Below are 19,177 nucleotides of genomic sequence, written 5' to 3'. Positions count from 1 at the left end.
CCTCACTGCATCCGCACGCGCGGGTCGGCCCAGGTGTAGGCCACGTCGATCAGGATGTTCGACAGGATGTAGAGCACCGAGCCGAGGAAGACCATCGTGCGCACGATGGCGAAGTCCTGGCTCGCGATCGCGTCGATGGTGTAGGCGCCCAGCCCCGGGATGCCGAAGAAGCTCTCGGTAACCAGGCCGCCCATGAACAGGTAAGGCAACGACGCCCCCGCACTCGTGATGATGGGCAGCATGGCGTTGCGCAGCACGTGCCGGGTCAGCACGGTGGCTTCCTTCAGACCCTTGGCGCGAGCGGTGCGCACGTAGTCCTTGCCCGCCTCTTCAAGGAACAGGGTGCGGTAGAAGCGCGCCTGCCCCGCCAGGCTGGCGACAAGCATCAGGCCGATGGGCAGCACGAGGAAGCGGATGGCCTCGAGCCCGTTGGCGTAGCCCGAGATGGGCGCCAGCCGCGCCAGGCGCGAGAACAGGTACTGCCCGACGATGATGTAGAACAGGCTGGAGATGGACATCATCACCACGCACACCACCACGCCCCAGAAGTCGACCGGTGTGCCGCGGAACATGACCAGCCACAAAGCGAAGATGACGCTGGCCATCAGGCCGAGGATGAACAACGGCACGGTGAGCTGCAGGCTCACGCCCATGCGCTTGCGGATCTGGTAGCCGATGTCGCCGGCGCTGTCGTTATCGGCCCGGCCGAAGTCGAACAGGAACAGGGACACGGAGCGATCCCAGAACACCGTCTCGGTGAACTTCTCTCTGCCCTGGGCCGCGTCGTTGTAGAGCATGGGCTTGTCGTACCCCCGCTCGGCCTTCCACTTCTCGATCTGCTCGGGTGTGACGCGCTTGCCGCCGATGTTGAGGCGCGCCATGTCGTCCGGCGTGTTGACGGTGAAGAAGAGCACGAAGGTGATCAGGTTCACCCCGATCAGAATGACCAGGCCGTAGCCCAGGCGGCGAAGGATGTAGTTCAGCATCAGCGACCCCGCTTGCTCAGGAGCCCGGCCGGCAGCGGCAGGGCCGTCTGCGCCTCGCGGGTGCGGAAGGTGCGCACGGCCCACCAGGCCATGGCGATGACGGCCAGCACCAGCACGGCAATCGGCCAGTACACAGGGCGATTCCATTCGGCCAGGCTGCGGGTGCGCTCTGCCGTGTCAAGGCGGTAGTACTGCGCCTGGTCACGCACCACGATGCTGGGCTTGCCGTTGTGCAGCCAGCGGTGATAGGCCCCGGACGCATACGGAAAGTACCCCCACGACCAGGGCGCATCTTCCTGGAGGATGCGCACCATCTGGTCGATCACCGCCTGCTTGGCCGGGCCGTCGTCCATCAGGCGCAGGCGGCTGTACAGGCGGTCGTACTCGGGGTTCTGGTAGTTGGCCGCGTTCTCGCCGTCGTGCACCGACTTGGCACCCGGGCCGTACAGCAGGAAGAGGAAGTTCTCGGCATCCGGGTAGTCGGCCAGCCAGCCCCAGGTGAAGATCTGGTGCTTGCCACGACGCACCTTGTCCTGAAACTGGTTGTAGTCGGTGGCACGCACCTCCAGCTGGATGCCCAGCCTGGCGAACTGCTTGCTCGTCCAGTCCAGCGTGGCCTTGGCTTCCGGTGTGGCCGGTGCGCCGAAGTCGTAGTTCAGTACCAGCGGCCTGCCGGTGCGGGCATCGCGGCCATCGGGGTAGCCGGCTTCAGCGAGCAGCTTGCGGGCGTCTTCGATCGGGCGGCGCACGGCCAGACCGTCCACCCAGCGATGGGTGACCGGGTTGAGGCCCTCGCGTGTGCCGTGCCGTGAGCCGAACACCCCGCCTGGCAGGGGGCCCTGGGCCACCTCACCGGCCGCCTTCGGGAAGATGCGGTTGTACTCATCCCAGTCGATGGCGATCGACAGGGCCTGCCGCAGCTTGCGGTTGCGCACGCGCTGCTCGGGCGTGTCGCCCTGCCCCACCACCGGGTCCAGCCAGTTGAAGCCCATGTAGCGAGACGAAAGGTCCACCGTTCGCCTGATCACGATGCCCTTGTCGGTGAACTCCTTGTTGAACCGGTCGGAGTCTTCCATCTGGATCTTGTAGGCGTTGCCATAGCTCATCTGGTCGAACTCGGGCACGTCCAGATAGCCTTGCCGGAACTTGGCATCCTGCGGCACGGACTCCTTCTCCAGGCTGAACACCACCGTGTCCACGAACGGCGTGGGCTTGCCGCAATCGACCAGGAAGCCCAGTGCCTTGTCCTGAGGCTGCCCTTCGCACGGATAGGGCTCACCGCGGTAGTTGGGGTTGCGCTTGAGCACGTGGCGGCGGTCCTGGATGAACTCGGCCATCATGTAGGGCCCCGTGCCCACCGGCCAGGTGTTCAGCGACAGGCCGTTGGCTGCCATGCCGGGCTGCGCATAGAAGGCATCGGCTTCCCAGGGCACCGGCGCCAGAAAGGTCATGGCCATCCAGTACTTCCACTGCGGGTACTTGCCGATGATGCGGATGCGCAGCGTGTGGCTGTCGATGGCCTGGGCGCCGGCCAGCGGCCAGCGGCGGAAATCGAGAAAGGGCTTGTCGCGCGAGGTGGGCGGCAGCCCGGCGCGCAGCTTCTTGTCTTCCTCGCGGATGAGCTTGCCGTACTCGGCCAGCCCGACCACGTACTCGGAGAAGATGCCGAACACCGGCGCGGCCGTGCGCGTGGTGGCGTGGCGCTTGATGGCGTAGACGTAATCGTCTGCCACCAGTTCGCGCGTGCCCGTGTGCCCGAAGGCCCAGGGGCTGCGCTTGTCACCCACCTCACCGGGCTGCAGACGGTGATAGCGGTAGTGCCCCTGCTCATCCCTGGCGAAGGCCGGATGCGGTGCGTACAGGATGCCGCGCTTGAGCGGAATTTCGTAGATGCTTTCGGCAATCTGGTCGGCCGGGGCATCGTCCGGCAGCGGCTTGCCGGCCTTGTCCACATACCGTGGCTGGACCACCGCCGCTGCAGCCTTGGGCACCAGCTCGTAAGGCCGCTTGAGGTAGTGATAGCCGTACAGCGGCTCGTAGACCTGGTAGGTGAACGGCGTTTCGTTGCTGCTGTAGGACGAGGTCGGATCCAGGTAACGGGGCGAGCGCTCGTTGAAGGCGGTGTAGAGCGTGTTCTCGCGCTCCGCGCCCGCCGGATACGGGTTGTTGTGGCAGGCAGCCAGCGCCAGCAGCAGACCGCCCGTCATGGCGATCCGCGAGATGGTCACACCGCGGCGAAACAAGTCCCTCAGTTTGCGCATGGGGCTATTGTGGGCCCGCCCGGCACCGGCTTCACCCAGGGCTTGTCACCAGAGGATGAACGCGTCGCGTCCTTGCACCATGAGGTTCACCTTGCGCCCCACCGGCAGGCACACCTTCACCGGCACATGCCCGAACGGCAGACCCGTGAGGATGGGCGCGGGGCAGACGCTGCGCAGATGGGCGATGACGGTCTTGAGGTTGTAGCCGCGGTCCAGCGGCGACTTGCGGTACTCGGTGAACGCGCCCAGCACGATGGCCTTCTGCTGGGCCAGCACACCGGCCTGGTGCAGCTGCAGCAAGGCGCGCTCGATGCGGTAGGGGTGCTCGTTGACGTCTTCCAGGAACAGAACGCCGCCGCGTACCCTCGGGAAGTGCGGCGTGCCCAGCAGGGCCTGCACGATGGCCAGGTTGCCCCCCCACAGCCGCCCGCTGGTCTCGAGGCCATCGAAGCCCGCTTCGGTGCGGAAGCCCACGGCCTCCAGTTCACCCGACATCGCCTCGGAGAACGTGTCCTGCGTGACGTCGTCGCCACCCAGATCGCTGTCGTCGCGGCCGAAATCGTCGCACGCCATGGGCCCTGCCCACAGGCCCGCACGCACCCCCTCGCCGGGCTGCGCCGCGCCTGCCGCACCGTGAGCCAGCGCAGCGAGGTGCAAGGCCGTCATGTCGCTGTAACCGACCCAGGCCGTACCCTGCTCCACGCTGCGCTGCATGGCCTTCCAGTCCAGCCGATCGAGCAGGCGGCTCAGGCCATACCCTCCGCGGGTGGCCAGCGCCACCGCTGGGGCCTCGCCGGCTATGCGATGCAGGGCCGCCAGCCGGGTATCGTCGTCGCCGGCAAAACGCTGCTGCTTGAGCAACGCGGCCTCGTCGACGCGCACATCGAAGCCCATGGCCTTGAGCCGACGGGCGGCCTTGCGCACGGGTGCGGCCCTGGCCACGATGCCGGAGGGACTGAACAGGACGAGGTCATTGCGGGCGGTACTCATGCGCGCATTGTCGCGTATGGTGTGTCAACGCCGCGGGGCTGCGAACCATTGAGTCAACCAGAAACACCACACCCAGGACCGTCCATGCATTCACGCCGCCTTGCCGTGCCACCGCGTCACCGATGGCTTGCCTTGGCGATCTCCTGGTGGATCGGCCTGCAGGCACTGACCGCCCCGGCAGTGGCCGGCCCGTTGCGTGATCTGCTGCATGCGCGGCAGGCAGCCCGTCTGGATGCGGCCGAGCAGGACATGGAAGAAGCGCCTGGCACAGGCCGCGCCTTCCGCGGGTTGCCCGCGGGCGTGAAGCGTCTGGCGGACCAGTCTTACGGCCCGACCGCCGCGCATCGGTACGACGTCTACCTGCCGCAACGGCCTGCCGACGCGCAACCAATGCCCATCCTCTTCATGGTGCACGGCGGCGGGTGGGCCCGAGGCGACAAGGCCCACGCGCCCGTGGTGGAAAACAAGGTCCGCCACTGGGTGTCGCACGGCGTCGCGCTGGTCTCCGTGAACTACCCGATGCGGCCCGACACCGCGCCCGATCAACAGGCCCGTGAAGTGGCCCGCGCCCTGACCGCGGTGCAGGGTCGCGCCGCATCCTGGGGTGCCGACCCGGCACGCGTGGTGCTCATGGGCCACTCGGCCGGCGCCCACCTGGTCGCGCTACTCTCCGCACGCCCGGAGCGCGCACAGGTGGAAGGGGCCCGGCCGTGGCTGGGCACAGTGTGCCTGGACAGCGCCGCCTTCGATGTCGTGCGCATCATGGAGGCGCGGCACCCCGGCCTGTATGACCGGGCGTTCGGACCGGATCGCGCTGACTGGCTGGCAGCCTCACCCGCGCACCAACTGACGCGTCCCGTCGCGCCCATTCTGGCGGTGTGCAGCGCACGCCGCGCCGAATCATGTCAGCAGGCGCGCGACTTTTCTGCGCGGGTGCCGGCCGGCGCACCTCAGGTCCAGGTACTTCCGGTGGACCTTTCCCACGGCGAGATCAACGCCACGCTGGGAGAGCCCGGCACCTACACCGATGCCGTCGATCGCTTTCTGGGCGGGCTTCCCGGGTGGCGAACACCGCTCAGCGGTGGGCGGCCCACCCACTGAGACGCGACCGCATCAGCGCCCCGCATTCCCACAAGCCCGCGAGCAAGGCAAGCCCCAGGGCCATCGAGCGATACAGGCGGCGCGAACGGATGACGGTGTGAAGCATGGGTGATCCTCCGCCGCGCACGGTACCCGGGGCGTGTGACGGATCCATGACAGTCAACCCTGTCTTCAAACTGACATGGTGACCGGGCACCATCGGCCCATCCGACCACGGGGCGCCAATCCAAGGGGCCCAGCCCCCAGCTTGCTCCCGCACCTCCCCGAACTCGATGACCTTCTTCGGCTGATCGATGCCGGGGGCCGGCACGTCCAGGCGCGGATGGCCTGCAAGGTGGACTGCGGCCCGGTGCAGTTCGATGTGCCCGTGATCAGCCTGGGCAGCCACGATGTCACCCACCCGGCTGTGGCCTTTGTCGGCGGGGTTCACGGGCTGGAGCGAATCGGCTCGCAGGTGGTGATGACCTTTCTGCGCACCGTGATCGAACGCCTCAAATGGGACACGCTGCTGCACCGGCAGCTGGAAAGCCTTCGCATGGTGTTCATGCCGCTGGTGAACCCGGGCGGGCTCTGGCGCGGCACCCGGGCCAACGCGCAGGGGGTCGACCTCATGCGCAACGCGCCCCTGGAAGCAGAGGAACCCGTCCCCTTCCTGATCGGCGGTCAGCGGCTGAGCGCCCTCCTGCCGTGGTACCGCGGCCCGGCCGGGCAGCCCATGCAGCCCGAAAGCCAGGCGCTGTGCGACACCATCGAGCGCGAACTGCTGTCTCGTCCGTTCAGCATCGCGCTCGACTGCCATTCCGGCTTCGGCGTGCAGGACCGGCTGTGGTTTCCGTACGCCCACACGACGCGGCCACTGCCGCACCTGGCCGAACTCCACGCGCTGCGCTGCATCCTCGACCAGGGCTATGCCCATCACCCCTACGTGTTCGAGCCGCAGAGCCAGCAATACCTCACCCATGGCGACCTGTGGGACCACCTGTACCTGCGCGCGCTGACCGGCCATCCCGGCCACCTCTTCCTGCCGCTGACGCTGGAGATGGGCTCCTGGCTGTGGGTCAAGAAGAACCCCCGACAGCTCTTCAACCGCCACGGGATTTTCAACCCGCTCATCGACCATCGGCAGCAGCGCGTGCTGCGCCGGCATCTGGGCCTGATGGATTTTCTGGCGCGTGCTGCCATCGGACACCGGCGCTGGCTTCCTGCAGCCGAAGCCCGAGAAACCTTGCGGCTGGATGCCCTGCGCCGCTGGTACGCCCACAGACCGGAACTGCGATAGGAGCCGCGCCATGCCAGACACTTCGCCGCCCATCTGGATCCTGCTGCGCGGCCTGCTGCGCGAAAGTGGTCACTGGGGCGGGTTCGTGCAGACCCTGCAAGCGGCGCTGCCACTCGGCAGCCTCATCATCACACCCGACCTGCCTGGCAACGGGGCGCGCTGGCGTGAGCCGAGCCCCACGCGTGTGGTCGACATGGTGGAAGCCGTACGAAGCGACCTTCGTGCGCGTGGAGTGGACCGCCCCTGCCACGTTCTTGCCATGTCGCTGGGTGCGATGGTTGCCACGGAATGGGCCCGGACGCACCCGGACGAGTTGCATCGCTGCGTGCTCGTCAACACGAGCCTGCGCCCTTACAGCCCCTTCTGGCACCGACTGCAGCCACAGCAGTACCGCCGCATCGCGCGGCTGATTCTCAGCGGCACCTCGCTGGAATGGGAGGACGGCATCATGCGGATGACGACCCGTCACCCTGGCCCGCGTCAGGCCCTGCTGGCCGCCTGGCTCAGCCTGCGATCCAGTCACCCCGTGAGTCGACTGAACGGGCTGCGACAGCTGTGGGCGGCCGCGCGTTACCGCGCCGACAGCGCGCCCGACGTGCCGCTGCTGTTGCTCAACAGCGCGGGCGACGAGCTGGTTCACCCGAGCTGCTCTGCGCGTCTCGCCACCGCTTGGGGGCTGCGTCTGCACACCCACCCGACAGCCGGACATGACATCCCGGTCGACGATGGGGCCTGGGTGGCCAGACAAGTGGCCGAATGGCTGGCCGACGACACCGCCTGCCCGCAGCCGCCTCCGTTGAACACGGTGGCGGTGGACGTCGCTGTCAGCGCCCCCTTCTGATCACGCCCAGGGTGGGGCGTCGACCGATTCTGCCGGCGCCGTCGTGTCCTGCACCGCGGACGGACGGGCTGCAGGCACCACCGGCGTCTCCTTCGGCATGCTGCCCGGCTCCAATTCGCCACCCAGCGCGTCCAGCAACTCCGGAATCAGCTCGATCAACTCGCCCGTGGCAATGGCCGCATCCGCATCGAAGGACTCGGCCTTGTCCTGCTTGGCCGCTGCAGCCGACGTGCCCTCGAACACCACATCGAGAAACGCCAGCTTGCGCACCTGCAGCGACTCGGTCAGCAGGAAGGAGACGCGGTCGCGCCAGGTCATGGCCACCTTTGTCGGCACCTTGCCGCTCACGATGTGCTGACGCACCTCGTCGGTGTCCAGCGGGTGACGCGCGTAGCGCACGACCGACTTCATTTCGTCCGTCGACTTGAGCTCGCACTCGCGGTCGATCGTGAAGGCGTAAGGGGCCTCCCCCGTGCCCAGCCAGTGCGCCATCGCAACCTGAGGCGACATCTCGGTCTGGATCAGGCTCACGGCAAAACCGGGCATGGCCTGCACCAGCAGGGTCACCACCTCCTCGGCCCGGGCCTGGCTGCCGGTGTCCAGCACCAGCAGGCGCTCCTTGGGCGCAATCCACACCCGCGTCACCGACTGCTTGGTGAACGCCATGGGCAACAGCTCGTGCAAGGCCTGCTCCTTGAGCTCCTTGATCTGCTTCTTGCCCGGCTTGCGGCCAGTCTGCCTCTCGATCTGCGCAGCGATCTCGTCGCAGCGGCGCTTCACGACCGAGCCCGGCACCACCTTCTGCTCAACCATGAGCTTGAGCAGGATCTGGCCATCGACCACCTCGACCAGCGGGCCGTGGTCGACACCACGCGGCTCCAGCCAGCCCACCGACTTTTCCTGCGACGCGCCGCACGGCGCAAAGCGCGACTTTTCCAGCTCGGTTTCGATCTCGGCCGCCGTGGTGCCCCACTCCGAGCCGATGCGATAGACCGTCAGGTTCTTGAACATGGCAGTACGTCCTTCCTTCGCAGCAAATCAAAGCCCAGAAACAAGAAACCCCGAGTGACGGATCACTCGGGGTTCATGTTTTGGCGGAGACGAAGGGATTCGAACCCTTGATGCAGGTTTTGCCCACATACTCCCTTAGCAGGGGAGCACCTTCGGCCTCTCGGTCACGTCTCCAGCAACAGCAGGCATTCTAGCCCAGAATTTCAGGCCGTCTGCCTGTTGCGCTCAAAACAACGCTCGGCGCTCAGGCCTTGGATGCATCCAGGCCGAAAGCCTTGTGGAGGGCGCGCACGGCCAGCTCCATGTACTTCTCGTCGATCACGACCGAGGTCTTGATTTCCGAGGTGGTGATCATCTGGATGTTGATGCCTTCGTCCGACAGCGTCTTGAACATCGTCGAGGCGATGCCCACGTGGCTGCGCATGCCGATGCCGACGATCGACACCTTGCAGATCTTCGGGTCGCCCACGATCTCACGCGCGCCCAGGGCGGGCTGGACCTTGGTCTGCAGCAACTCGATGGTCTTGGCGTAGTCACCGCGCGGCACGGTGAACGAGAAATCCGTCTTGCCGTCGTGCGAGACGTTCTGGATGATCACGTCCACGTCGATGTTGGCCTCGGCCACCTTGCCCAGGATCTGGTAGGCGATGCCGGGGGTGTCGGGCACGCCGACCACGGTGATCTTGGCTTCGTCGCGGCTGAACGCGATGCCGGAAACAACGGCTTGTTCCATGTTCTCGTCTTCCTCAAAACTGATGAGCGTGCCCGACTTGGCTTCTTCTTCCACGTCGATGTCCCAGGGGGTGAAGCTGGAGAGCACGCGGGTCGGTACACGGTACTTGCCGGCAAACTCCACCGAGCGGATCTGCAGGACCTTCGAGCCCAGCGAGGCCATTTCCAGCATCTCTTCAAAGCTGATGGCCTTCATGCGACGGGCTTCCGGCACCACGCGGGGGTCGGTCGTGTACACGCCATCCACGTCGGTGTAGATCAGGCATTCGTCGGCCTTCATGGCCGCGGCGATCGCCACGGCCGAGGTGTCCGAGCCACCGCGACCCAGGGTCGTGATGTGGCCGTTCGGGTCGACGCCCTGGAAACCGGTGATCACCACCACCTTGCCGGCGGCCAGGTCGGCGCGCACGCGAGCATCGTCGATGCTTTCGATACGGGCCTTGGTGAACGACGAGTCGGTCTTGACCGGCACCTGCCAGCCTGCGTAGCTGACGGCTTCGACGCCTTCAGCCTGCAGCGCAATGGCCAGCAGCCCCACGGACACCTGCTCGCCCGTGGAGGCGATCATGTCGAGCTCGCGCGGGCTGGGACGCTCGGAGAGTTCTTTGGCCAGGCCCAGCAGGCGGTTGGTCTCACCGCTCATGGCCGAGGGAACGACCACGAGTTGATGTCCCGCCCGCACCCACTTGGCCACGCGCTTGGCCACGTTGCGGATGCGCTCGGTGGAGCCCATCGACGTGCCGCCGTATTTGTGAACGATCAGTGCCATGTCAGATGTGGTTGAAAAGACCGCGCCGCAGATTGAATCGGCCACGAAGATGACCATGCGCGATCAACCTTCGATTTTAGCCCGGCGCAACCGCGCTTCTTCGGCGGAAACGCTTAACGCGACACCAAAACAGGCGGCAATCCGGTGTCCGTGCTGCCATCAGGCCCGTCGGGCACCCACTGCAGCCCCCATTGAGGCCCCCCTTCGGCGGCCCAGTGCCGGGCGTCCATACCCAGCCCTGGGGCAAACAGCAAGGTGCCGGCCTGCCAGCACAACGGGCCTGCGCGTGCCCATGTCGGCACACCGGCCTGCTGGTATTGCTTCTTCAGTGAGCGCGCCGGCCTGCCGGGCCCCGCCTGAAACTGCTCGCCGCCCGCACGCGCACCCACTTGCATCCCTTGCAAGGCCGACCAAGGCACACCCCGCGCCGACACCAGCTCGGCATGCAGGGCCCCGCGCCAGGCGGGCAGGCGCAGCATCCCATCGGGCGGCATGCTGAGCGTCACCACCTCGGCGGGACAAGCCGCCGGAGCAGGTTGCCCGCCCCCGGGCGAATCGAACCGCAAGCGCCCGCGATAAAGCGACACGCCAAGCGCGGCCCAGCGAGCAGGCTGCTGACGCGCCAACAAGGCCGGCACCTCATTGGCCAGGCGTTCCACCCAGCTCGACGACCACCCTGCTCCGCCCCCGCACTGCGACCACTTGACCAGCATCAACCGGCGCATCGGGGCGTCCAGGTCCGCCCAACCCGCCGCATCCAGCGCACCGGCGCCATCCGTCAACCCGTTCAGCGCGCCCGTCACCGCCTGGTCAACCACGGCCTGCGCATCGGCCAGCCGTCGGGCTGATGCGGCAAGCGCGGCCTCGGCCTCCGGAAACGCCTGCGTCAGCGCCGGCCACACCGCCAGGCGCAGGCGGTTGCGCGCAAAGGCGGGGCTGTCGTTGCTGTCATCCTCCACAGGCGCCAACCCGTGCGCTGCGATGTACGCGTCGATCGCCTGCCGCGTGTGGCCAAGCCACGGACGGATCCAGCAAATGCCACCTCGCCATGCCTCACGCGGCATGGCCGCCAGGCCGGCTGCGCTGCCACCGCGCAAGGCTTGCAGCAACACGGTTTCGGCCTGATCCCGGCGGTGGTGCGCCAGCAGCACGCGGTCTGCACCGGCTTCCCGCGCCATGTCGCGCAGGGCCTCATACCGCGCGGCACGGGCTGCAGCCTCCACGCCTCGCCCATCGTCCGCGCACTGAACGCGGCGCACCATGCAGCGCACCGGCAGGCCCTGCTTGACCCAGGCCGCACAGCAGCGCTCGACGTGCGCCTGCCATGCATCGGCATGGGCGCTCAGGCCGTGGTGCACGTGAAATGCAACGACCGCCAACCCCGGCACATCGCGTGCGGCACTGGCGGTCGCATGGAGCAGCGCCAGGGAGTCCCGCCCCCCGCTGCAGGCCACGGCCACCACGGCCGGGCCTTCAAGCACGGTCGCGCTCAACGCTCCTTGGTGTCGGTGAACCGGCCGTAGCTCTGCAGACGGTCGTAGCGCGTCTGCAGCAGGTCCTTCACCTTCAGGTCGCTGACCTGGCGCAGCGCGTCGTTCAGACCGCGCTTCAGGTTGGCTGCGGCCTGCTTGTGGTCGCGGTGTGCGCCGCCCACCGGCTCGCTCACAATCTTGTCCACCAGGCCCAGCGCCTTCAGGCGGTGTGCCGTGATGCCCAGCGCTTCGGCCGCGTCCGACGCCTTTTCAGCCGTCTTCCACAGGATGGACGCACAGCCCTCGGGCGAAATCACCGAGTACACCGAGTACTGCATCATCAGCACCTGGTCGGCCACGCTGATGGCCAGCGCGCCGCCCGAACCACCTTCACCGATGATGGTGGTGATGATGGGCACTTCCAGCTTGGCCATTTCGAAGATGTTGCGGCCGATGGCCTCGGACTGGTTGCGCTCTTCCGCGCCGATGCCCGGATAGGCACCCGGCGTGTCCACGAAAGTGAACACCGGCAGGCCGAACTTCTCGGCCGTCTGCATCAGGCGCAACGCCTTGCGATAGCCCTCGGGGCGCGACATGCCGAAGTTGCGCGCCGCGCGCTCCTTGGTGTCACGGCCCTTTTGATGGCCCAGCACCATGCACGCCTGGCCATTGAACCGCGCCAGCCCACCCACGATCGACAGGTCGTCGGCGTAGTGGCGGTCACCGTGCATTTCCTGGAAATCGGTGAACAGCTCGTTGACGTAGTCCAGCGTGTACGGACGCTGCGGATGACGCGCGATCTGCGTCACCTGCCACGGCGTCAGGCTGGCATAGATGTCCTTGGTGAGCAGCTGGCTCTTCTTGCTCAGGCGGTCGATTTCTTCAGAGATGTCGACAGCCGATTCGCTCTGCACATAACGCAGCTCTTCGATCTTGGATTCCAGTTCGGCAATCGGTTGCTCGAACTCCAGGAAGTGTCTTTTGCTCATGGCGGATCCTTCTTCTCTCAGGCTGGCACGCGATCAGGCGTCGGAGGGCAGCGGATCAAGGCTGCGCCAAAGATACCAGGTGCCCACGGTACGGTACGGTGCCCAGGCCTCGGCCACGTCGCGTGCCTCGGCACGCGACACGGGTTCACCGCTGAAATAGTTCTGGCTGATGCCCTTGATGAGCCCCACGTCGTCAAGGGGCAGCACGTTCGGACGCAGCAGGTGGAAGATCAGGAACATCTCGGCCGTCCAACGACCGATGCCGCGAATGTCGGTCAGTTCCTCGATGATGGCCTCGTCGTCCATCTTCTGCCAGTCGCTCACATGCACCTGGCCGTTGTCGAAGTGGCCGGCCAGGTCGCGCAGGTAATCCACCTTGCGCGCAGACAAACCCACCTTGCGCAGCACATCGGGCTCGACGCGCAGCAGGTCCTGCACCTTCAGCGGGCCCCGCGCATCTTCGGACTCGACCTCGAACAGGCCAAGCAGACGGTTCCACACCGCCTGCGCCGACGCCACCGACACCTGCTGGCCCACGATCGAACGCGCCAGGGTGGTGAAGGCATCGCCACGCGTGTAGAGGCGTGCATGGCCGTGATCGGCCACCAGCTTGCGCATCACGCGATCGCGCTTGGCCAGATGGCGACAGGCGTCGTCCCAGTAAGTGGGCGTGACCAGGCTGGTGCTCGTCTGGGCTGCACCCATCGTTGACAGAGGGGCGTTCGGCATCAGGCTTTCACCCAGGTCGTGCCTTGGGGACCGTCCTTCAACACCACACCCTGCGCGGCCAGTTCGTCGCGAATGCGATCGGCACCCGCGAAATCGCGCACCTTCTTGGCTTCGGCACGGCGGGCAATCAGCCCTTCGATGGTGGCGGCATCCAGGCCAGCGGCCATGGCCCCACCCTGCAGGTAGGCCTTCGGCTGCTGCTGCAGCAGGCCGAGCACCCCTGCCAGCGCCTTCAACTGCTGGGCCACGGCAGGCGAGCTGGAACGGTTCAGTTCCGCAGCCAGGTCGAACAGCACCGACAGGGCGATGGGCGTGTTGAAGTCCTCGTCCATCGCGGCCTTGAAACGGGCCGCCTGAGGATCGCTCCAGTCCACCTCGACAGCGGCCACCTCGCCGGCCGCATCCAGCGCGGTGTAGAGGCGACGCAACCCGCTGCGGGCATCGTCCAGCCCCGCGTCGCTGTAGTTGAAGGGGCTGCGGTAGTGCGTGCGCAGCATGAAGAAGCGGATGGTCTCGCCGTCGTACTGCTTCAGCACCTCGCGGATGGTGAAGAAGTTGCCCAGGCTCTTCGACATCTTCTCGTTGTCGACGTTGACGAAGCCATTGTGCAACCAGTAGTTGACGAAGCGTTTGCCCGTGGCCCCTTCGCTTTGCGCAATCTCGTTTTCGTGGTGAGGGAACTGGAGATCCAGGCCGCCGCCGTGGATGTCGAACTGCTCGCCCAGCAGACTGCAGCTCATGGCCGAGCACTCGATGTGCCAGCCAGGCCGGCCCGCACCGTACTCCGAGTCGTACTTGGCGTCAGCCGGCTCTTCCGGTTTGGCGGCCTTCCAGAGCACGAAGTCCATCGGATCCTGCTTGCCGTCGTCCACCGCGACGCGCTCGCCGGCGCGCAACTGGTCGAGCGACTTGCCGGACAGCTTGCCATAGCCCTCGAACTTGCGCACGGCGTAGTTCACGTCGCCACTCGGCGCCCGATAGGCCAGGCCACGCGCTTCCAGTCGGCTGATGAGGCTCAGCATCTGCGGCACGTACTCGGTGGCACGCGGCTCATGCGTCGGCGGCTCGATGCCCAGCGCGGCAATGTCCTCGTGCATGGCCGCGGCCATCTCTTCGGTGAGCTGGCGGATGGTGATGCCACGTTCCACCGCACGTCGAATGATCTTGTCATCGATGTCGGTGATGTTGCGGACGTAGGTGACCTGCAGACCGCTCGCGCGCAGCCAGCGCTGCACCACGTCGAACGCCATCATCATGCGGGCGTGGCCCACGTGGCACAGGTCGTAGATCGTCATGCCGCACACATACATGCGGACCTGACCCGGCGTCATCGGTACAAAGGGCTCGACCTGACGCGACAGGCTGTTGAATAAGCGCAGACTCATGAGGAATTCGTGGCGGGCGGCAGACAGGTACAGGGCTTGGACCTCGGAACACACAGGCACCGGAATCCTGGACGACAGACGCGCCTCAGCCCAGTGCGCGCCGGGAAGGCGCTCGCCACCGCTCAGATACAATCGCCGAAGTATAGCGGGAGGCCCGCGGATCAGGGAGATCGTCGAGTCCGACGGCTTCATGGCGCTGCTATCCTCAACCGGTCTTGAACGACCGCCAGCCGCGCGCAAGGCGCCCGTTCGAGGCCGCCCGCAGTCCCCTTCAACCGGTACACGATCCCATGCAAGTTGCAGTGCCCCATGTCGGCCTTCGCCTGACCTCCCTGGCAGCGAAGGTTCTGCTCGTCGCATCCCTGTCCGTTGCGGCCTTCGGCGCCCGCGCCGACGATGTGGCCGATGTCCAGCGCCTGCTGTCGGCAGGCAAGAATGCCGAGGCACTGCAGAAGGCCGACCAGTTCCTCTCCAGCAAGCCGCGCGACCCGATGATGCGATTCCTGCGTGGCATCAGCCTGTCGCAGGCGGGCCGCAGTGCCGAAGCCATCACGGCCTTCACCAAGCTCACGGAAGACTTCCCCGAGCTGCCCGAGCCGTTCAACAACCTGGCTGTGCTGTATGCGCAGCAGGGCCAGTACGACAAGGCTCGCACGGCGCTCGAGATGGCGATCCGCACCAACCCCAGCTACGCCACCGCCTACGAAAACCTCGGCGACGTCTACGCGAAGCTGGCCAGCCAGGCTTACTCCAAAGCGCTGCAGATCGACACCCGCTCGGCTGTGGCGCCCAAGCTCGCGATGATCCGCGACCTGTTCCCCAAGGAGCGCAACAGCATGGTGGCCGCAGCCGGCCAGGCTCCGTCACCCGCACCGGCGCCGACGCCCGTTACGCCGCCGTCGGCCACGCCGGCTCCGGTGACCCCACCGCCCGCCGTCAAGCCGCCGCCTGCACCGCCGGCCGCCAAGCCGGCTCCGGCGCCAGCCCCCGAACCCAAGCCTGCGCCGGCCGAACCGAAGGCCGATCACCGCGCCAAGGACGTCGAGGCCGCCGTGCGCGCCTGGGCCGACGCCTGGGGCCGCAAGGACCTCAAGGACTACTTTGCTGCCTACGCACGCGACTTCGACGGCGGCAAGAGCCGCAAGGCCTGGGAGGAAGAGCGTCGTGATCGCATCAATGGCAAGCGCAGCATTTCGGTGCGCATCAGCAACCTGCGCATCGAGGTCGACGGCAACAAGGCGGTGGCCCGTTTCCGTCAGGATTACAAGGCCGACAGCCTGAGTGTGAGCAGCGGCAAGCGACTGGATCTGGTACAGCGCGGCAACAGCTGGGTCATCGTGAAGGAAAGCACGGGCTCGTGACGATGCGTGAGTGGCGCCACCCGCCAGCCAGTCGGGCAGCGGGGTGGCCTGGGCGTCTCACCCGAAGAGGGCTGGTTGCAGCGACTTGGGTTGCAATGCTGCTGCCTGTGGCGTCGCACGCCTCATCGCCCCGGCAGAAGGTGGTCGAACCGGCCAGGATCGTGCGCGCCAATGTGCGGCCCGCCACCCCGGCCATCCCGCCGCTCCCCAGGCAGGCCGCGCCGGCCGAGGCACGCCTGCTTGAGATCTACCGTCTGATCGGACAGGGGCAGGCCAGGCAAGCGCTCGACAAGGCCCAGGCGCTCGTGCAGGACGTCCCGAATTTTCAGCTGGCTCAACTGGTGTACGGCGACCTGCTGCTTGCCCGCACCCACGCCTTGCCGGCCATGGGGCACGCCCCCGCGCCCCTCGTCGGGCGGGCGCCGCAGCGCCTGGAGCAACTGCGCACCGAGGCCAGCCGCCGCATGGCGGCACTCACCGAGCGCCCCCCGGCCGGCGCCCTGCCCGCTCAGTTCATCGAGGTTCCCTCCACCACCCGACACGCCATCGCGGTGGACGCGAGCCGCTCGCGTCTCTACCTGTTCGAGAACGGCCCCAAGGGTCTGACGCTGGTGGCCGACCATTACGCATCGGTGGGGCGACTCGGCACAGACAAGCGCGCCGAGGGCGACCAACGCACGCCGCTCGGGGTGTACTACATCACCAGCCGACTTGAGTCGAGCCAGCTGACGGATTTCTACGGCGTGGGCGCCCTGCCTCTGAACTACCCGAACGAGTATGACCGCCGCCTCGGCCGCACCGGCAGTGGCATCTGGCTGCATGGGGTGCCCAGCGAAAGCTACGCCCGCAGCCCCAACAGCACCGACGGCTGCGTGGCGCTTGCGAACCCCGAGCTTCAGACGATTCTGCAGAGGGTTCAGCCCCGCACGACGCCCGTCGTGATCGCCCAGCAGCTGCAGTGGATCAAGCCGGACCAGCGCGAGCCGGAACGCCGCGCGCTCAACAACCTCATCGAGGGCTGGCGCGTCGCGCGCACCAACGGTGACCTGAACCGTCTGATGTCCTTCTACTCGAGCCAGTTCTCGGCCGGCAACAGGGACATCACGCAGTGGCGTCAGTTGCTCGAACGCGATGTCGTGCAACAACGCGGGCGGGGCGTGCAGTTGAAAGACCTTGCTATCCTCGGCTGGCGCGACAAGGGCGACGTGCTCGTCGTGACCTTTGGCGAGATCGTCGAAGGTCAGCGCACCGGCGCCATCAAGCGCCAGTACTGGGGCAAGGAAGGCGGCCTCTGGAAAATCTTCTATGAAGGAGTGATCGGATGATGCACCACACCCTGCGGCGTCTTGCGCGCCTCGCTCTGGCCGTCACCTGCGTGACCGCCGCATTCGCGGCACAGGCCCAGACCGTGAAGCTGGTCACCACGCAAGGCGACATCGTGCTGCAACTGGACGCTGCCAAGGCCCCACGCACCGTGGACAACTTCGTGCAGTACGTCAAGGCGGGCCACTACAACGGCACGGTCTTCCACCGCGTCATCGACGGCTTCATGATTCAGGGCGGCGGCATGACGCCCGACCTCAAGGAGAAGCCGACCCGCCCCCCCATTCAGCTCGAGAGCCAGAATGGCCTCAGCAACCAGCGCGGCACGGTCGCCATGGCACGTACCCGCGACCCGCACTCTGCCACCGCGCAGTTCTTCATCAATGTGAAGGACAATGCCTTCCTGGACGCCGCACGTTCGCCGGACGGCCACGGCTACGCCGTCTTCGGCAAGGTGACGCAAGGCATGGACGTGGTCGACCGTATCCGCAAGGTCCGCACGACCCAGCTCGGCATGTACGCCGACGTGCCCGCCGAACCCGTGATCATCAAACAAGCCGTCATCGAGAAATAAGCCATGACCAAGACCGTTGAACTTCAGACCACCGCTGGCGTGATCCGCCTGGAACTCGATGAGGCCAAGGCCCCCATCACCGTTGCCAACTTCCTGGAATACGTGAACGCCGGCCACTACGACGGCACCGTGTTTCACCGCGTCATCAAGGGCTTCATGGTCCAGGGCGGTGGCTTCGAGGCCGGCATGAAGCAGAAGGCCACGCGCGGCGAAATCCAGAACGAGGCCAACAACGGCCTGAAGAACGACAAGTACACCATTGCCATGGCCCGCACCAGCGCACCGCACTCGGCCAGCGCCCAGTTCTTCATCAACGCCGCCAACAACGACTTCCTGAACTTCAAGTCGGAATCGGCCCAGGGTTGGGGCTATGCGGTGTTCGGCAAGGTCGTGGCCGGCACCGAAGTGGTCGACGCGATCGAGAAGGTCCGCACGGGTCGCAAGGGCTTCCATGACGACGTGCCGCTGGACGACGTGGTGATCACGAAGGCCACCGAAGTCTGACGCGATGGGGAAGCCCCCCTTCCCCGCCCCGGACATCCTCACTGCACCGCCCTCGTGGCGGTGCATTGATTTTGTGTCCGACCTGCACCTGCATGAGGGCCTGCTTCGCACGCGCGATGCGTTTGCACGTTACCTGCAGGACACGCCAGCCGATGCCGTGCTCATTCTGGGCGACCTATTCGAAGCCTGGGTGGGCGACGACATGCGCTGCGAGCCTTTTGAAGCCGGCTGCGTTCAGGCATTGCGAGCCTTCGGTGAGCGACGCCACCTTGCCATCATGGTTGGCAACCGCGACTTCCTGCTGGGCGAAGACATGCTACAGGCCTGTGCGGCCCACCCACTCGGCGACCCGACCGTGCTGAAAGCCTTTGGGCAGCGCCACCTGCTCATCCATGGTGACAGCCTGTGCCTGGCCGACACTGCGTATCTGCAGTTTCGGGCGCAAGTTCGCCAGCCAGCCTGGCAGCAAGCCTTCCTGGCCGCGCCGCTCGGCGCACGGCTGGATCAGGCACGTCGCATGCGGGAAGCCAGTCAGGCGCACCAGCAACAGCAGGCGCGAGAAGAATGGGCCGATGTCGATGAAGCCGCCGCAGAGGCCTGGCTGGACGCGGCAGGCGCCCACACCCTGGTTCACGGCCACACACACCGGCCTGCCAGCACCCCCTTCGGCGGACTGCAAGACGGCATGGCCCGCTGGCGACACGTCACGATGGACTGGGACCTCGACCACGGAGCGCCCCGGGCCGAGGTGCTTCGACTCACTGCCGAGGGCTTCTCCCGGCACCCCGTGACAGCCTGACACCCTCGCTCTGAAGCAAAGCCCAGAACGACAACGCGGCCCGGAGGCCGCGTTGTGCTTTCAGCGCCTAA

At 66.6% G+C, this 19,177-nt stretch carries 18 protein-coding genes and 1 tRNA gene; 8 read left to right on the top strand and 11 right to left on the bottom strand.

Annotation, left to right across the window (positions count from 1 at the left end; genetic code table 11):
* Positions 1-2: 2 nt before the first annotated feature.
* From DEH84_RS06660 to DEH84_RS06650, 3 genes are read right to left on the bottom strand one after another with little or no spacing between them, the layout of a single operon-like run.
* Positions 3-986 (bottom strand): ABC transporter permease, encoded by a 984-nt coding sequence (locus DEH84_RS06660; RefSeq protein ID WP_109035898.1) that lies wholly within the window; start codon positions 984-986, stop codon positions 3-5.
* On the bottom strand, positions 986-3,247 hold the full coding sequence (locus DEH84_RS06655) for an ABC transporter substrate-binding protein (protein ID WP_109035896.1): 2,262 nt from the start codon (positions 3,245-3,247) through the stop codon (positions 986-988). The genes DEH84_RS06660 and DEH84_RS06655 overlap by 1 nt, the downstream gene beginning before the upstream one ends.
* 45 nt (positions 3,248-3,292) lie before the next feature.
* A complete protein-coding gene (locus DEH84_RS06650) occupies positions 3,293-4,237 on the bottom strand; it encodes an LD-carboxypeptidase (RefSeq protein WP_109035894.1) in 945 nt (314 codons plus the stop codon).
* Positions 4,238-4,321: 84 nt separating this feature from the next.
* Between DEH84_RS06650 and DEH84_RS06645 the strand changes: the two genes are divergently transcribed.
* Positions 4,322-5,338, top strand: a complete 1,017-nt coding sequence (locus tag DEH84_RS06645; protein WP_109035892.1) for an alpha/beta hydrolase — start codon at positions 4,322-4,324, stop codon at positions 5,336-5,338.
* Here the strand turns inward: DEH84_RS06645 and DEH84_RS19620 are convergent.
* On the bottom strand, positions 5,313-5,444 hold the full coding sequence (locus DEH84_RS19620; RefSeq protein ID WP_281262564.1) for a hypothetical protein: 132 nt from the start codon (positions 5,442-5,444) through the stop codon (positions 5,313-5,315). The two genes, DEH84_RS06645 and DEH84_RS19620, sit on opposite strands and share 26 nt — an antisense overlap.
* A 141-nt stretch (positions 5,445-5,585) precedes the next feature.
* Here DEH84_RS19620 and DEH84_RS06640 point away from each other — a divergent pair, with 141 nt between their 5' ends.
* Together DEH84_RS06640 and DEH84_RS06635 are read left to right on the top strand one after the other, a co-directional pair.
* Positions 5,586-6,617: a M14 family zinc carboxypeptidase gene (locus tag DEH84_RS06640; RefSeq protein ID WP_245932700.1), complete on the top strand. Its 1,032-nt coding sequence runs from the start codon at positions 5,586-5,588 to the stop codon at positions 6,615-6,617.
* Positions 6,618-6,627: 10 nt separating this feature from the next.
* Entirely contained in the window at positions 6,628-7,458 is an 831-nt protein-coding gene (locus DEH84_RS06635) for an alpha/beta fold hydrolase (protein WP_109035888.1), read from the top strand.
* On the opposite strand, the gene DEH84_RS06630 is transcribed toward DEH84_RS06635, so the two are convergent.
* The 7 genes from DEH84_RS06630 to cysS all read right to left on the bottom strand — a co-directional run bounded on the left by DEH84_RS06630 (position 7,459) and on the right by cysS (position 14,545).
* A complete protein-coding gene (locus DEH84_RS06630; RefSeq protein ID WP_109035886.1) occupies positions 7,459-8,469 on the bottom strand; it encodes a recombination-associated protein RdgC in 1,011 nt (336 codons plus the stop codon). It lies immediately after the preceding gene.
* Between the two features lie 81 nt (positions 8,470-8,550).
* A tRNA-Ser gene (locus DEH84_RS06625) sits at positions 8,551-8,643 on the bottom strand.
* A 70-nt stretch (positions 8,644-8,713) separates the two neighbouring features.
* The gene (locus DEH84_RS06620; protein WP_109038252.1) at positions 8,714-9,970 is read right to left on the bottom strand and encodes an aspartate kinase; all 1,257 of its coding nucleotides are present in this window, start codon (positions 9,968-9,970) and stop codon (positions 8,714-8,716) included.
* 113 nt (positions 9,971-10,083) lie between these two features.
* On the bottom strand, positions 10,084-11,463 hold the full coding sequence (gene tilS / locus DEH84_RS06615; protein ID WP_245932699.1) for a tRNA lysidine(34) synthetase TilS: 1,380 nt from the start codon (positions 11,461-11,463) through the stop codon (positions 10,084-10,086).
* Complete coding sequence (locus tag DEH84_RS06610) at positions 11,460-12,431, bottom strand: acetyl-CoA carboxylase carboxyltransferase subunit alpha (RefSeq protein WP_109035884.1); 972 nt, start codon at positions 12,429-12,431, stop codon at positions 11,460-11,462. The genes tilS and DEH84_RS06610 overlap by 4 nt, the downstream gene beginning before the upstream one ends.
* A 33-nt stretch (positions 12,432-12,464) precedes the next feature.
* Positions 12,465-13,136 carry a DNA-3-methyladenine glycosylase family protein gene (locus DEH84_RS06605; RefSeq protein ID WP_109035882.1) on the bottom strand — a complete coding sequence of 224 codons (672 nt, stop codon included), beginning with the start codon at positions 13,134-13,136 and terminating at the stop codon, positions 12,465-12,467.
* A 23-nt stretch (positions 13,137-13,159) separates the two neighbouring features.
* Positions 13,160-14,545, bottom strand: a complete 1,386-nt coding sequence (gene cysS / locus DEH84_RS06600; RefSeq protein WP_109038250.1) for a cysteine--tRNA ligase — start codon at positions 14,543-14,545, stop codon at positions 13,160-13,162.
* A 290-nt stretch (positions 14,546-14,835) separates the two neighbouring features.
* Here cysS and DEH84_RS06595 point away from each other — a divergent pair, with 290 nt between their 5' ends.
* The 5 genes from DEH84_RS06595 (at position 14,836) to DEH84_RS06575 (ending at position 19,106) form a co-directional block, all read left to right on the top strand.
* Positions 14,836-15,906, top strand: a complete 1,071-nt coding sequence (locus DEH84_RS06595; RefSeq protein WP_109035880.1) for a nuclear transport factor 2 family protein — start codon at positions 14,836-14,838, stop codon at positions 15,904-15,906.
* Positions 15,907-16,001: 95 nt separating this feature from the next.
* Positions 16,002-17,231 carry a L,D-transpeptidase family protein gene (locus DEH84_RS06590; RefSeq protein WP_245932698.1) on the top strand — a complete coding sequence of 410 codons (1,230 nt, stop codon included), beginning with the start codon at positions 16,002-16,004 and terminating at the stop codon, positions 17,229-17,231.
* Positions 17,228-17,803: a peptidylprolyl isomerase gene (locus DEH84_RS06585; RefSeq protein WP_109035876.1), complete on the top strand. Its 576-nt coding sequence runs from the start codon at positions 17,228-17,230 to the stop codon at positions 17,801-17,803. The genes DEH84_RS06590 and DEH84_RS06585 overlap by 4 nt, the downstream gene beginning before the upstream one ends.
* Before the next feature lie 3 nt (positions 17,804-17,806).
* Positions 17,807-18,307, top strand: a complete 501-nt coding sequence (locus DEH84_RS06580) for a peptidylprolyl isomerase (protein ID WP_109035874.1) — start codon at positions 17,807-17,809, stop codon at positions 18,305-18,307.
* Positions 18,308-18,311: 4 nt separating this feature from the next.
* A complete protein-coding gene (locus DEH84_RS06575) occupies positions 18,312-19,106 on the top strand; it encodes a UDP-2,3-diacylglucosamine diphosphatase (protein WP_109035872.1) in 795 nt (264 codons plus the stop codon).
* Positions 19,107-19,177 lie beyond the last annotated feature (71 nt).

It is taken from the genome of Aquabacterium olei (genome assembly GCF_003100395.1).
GTDB lineage: Bacteria > Pseudomonadota > Gammaproteobacteria > Burkholderiales > Burkholderiaceae_C > Aquabacterium > Aquabacterium olei.
This window is presented reverse-complemented; position numbering and strand designations above follow the sequence as displayed.

Bases quoted from the DNA above. Each gene is read 5' to 3' on its own strand.
- DEH84_RS06585 (WP_109035876.1), top strand. From the start codon at position 17,228: ATGATGCACCACACCCTGCGGCGTCTTGCGCGCCTCGCTCTGGCCGTC.
- DEH84_RS06645 (WP_109035892.1), top strand. From the start codon at position 4,322: ATGCATTCACGCCGCCTTGCCGTGCCACCGCGTCACCGATGGCTTGCC.
- DEH84_RS06580 (WP_109035874.1), top strand. From the start codon at position 17,807: ATGACCAAGACCGTTGAACTTCAGACCACCGCTGGCGTGATCCGCCTG.
- DEH84_RS06620 (WP_109038252.1), bottom strand. From the start codon at position 9,970: ATGGCACTGATCGTTCACAAATACGGCGGCACGTCGATGGGCTCCACC.
- DEH84_RS06575 (WP_109035872.1), top strand. From the start codon at position 18,312: ATGGGGAAGCCCCCCTTCCCCGCCCCGGACATCCTCACTGCACCGCCC.
- DEH84_RS06605 (WP_109035882.1), bottom strand. From the start codon at position 13,136: ATGGGTGCAGCCCAGACGAGCACCAGCCTGGTCACGCCCACTTACTGG.
- DEH84_RS06630 (WP_109035886.1), bottom strand. From the start codon at position 8,469: ATGTTCAAGAACCTGACGGTCTATCGCATCGGCTCGGAGTGGGGCACC.
- cysS (WP_109038250.1), bottom strand. From the start codon at position 14,545: ATGAGTCTGCGCTTATTCAACAGCCTGTCGCGTCAGGTCGAGCCCTTT.
- DEH84_RS06610 (WP_109035884.1), bottom strand. From the start codon at position 12,431: ATGAGCAAAAGACACTTCCTGGAGTTCGAGCAACCGATTGCCGAACTG.
- DEH84_RS06650 (WP_109035894.1), bottom strand. From the start codon at position 4,237: ATGAGTACCGCCCGCAATGACCTCGTCCTGTTCAGTCCCTCCGGCATC.
- DEH84_RS06595 (WP_109035880.1), top strand. From the start codon at position 14,836: ATGCAAGTTGCAGTGCCCCATGTCGGCCTTCGCCTGACCTCCCTGGCA.
- DEH84_RS06655 (WP_109035896.1), bottom strand. From the start codon at position 3,247: ATGCGCAAACTGAGGGACTTGTTTCGCCGCGGTGTGACCATCTCGCGG.
- DEH84_RS06660 (WP_109035898.1), bottom strand. From the start codon at position 986: ATGCTGAACTACATCCTTCGCCGCCTGGGCTACGGCCTGGTCATTCTG.
- DEH84_RS06635 (WP_109035888.1), top strand. From the start codon at position 6,628: ATGCCAGACACTTCGCCGCCCATCTGGATCCTGCTGCGCGGCCTGCTG.
- DEH84_RS19620 (WP_281262564.1), bottom strand. From the start codon at position 5,444: ATGCTTCACACCGTCATCCGTTCGCGCCGCCTGTATCGCTCGATGGCC.
- DEH84_RS06590 (WP_245932698.1), top strand. From the start codon at position 16,002: ATGCTGCTGCCTGTGGCGTCGCACGCCTCATCGCCCCGGCAGAAGGTG.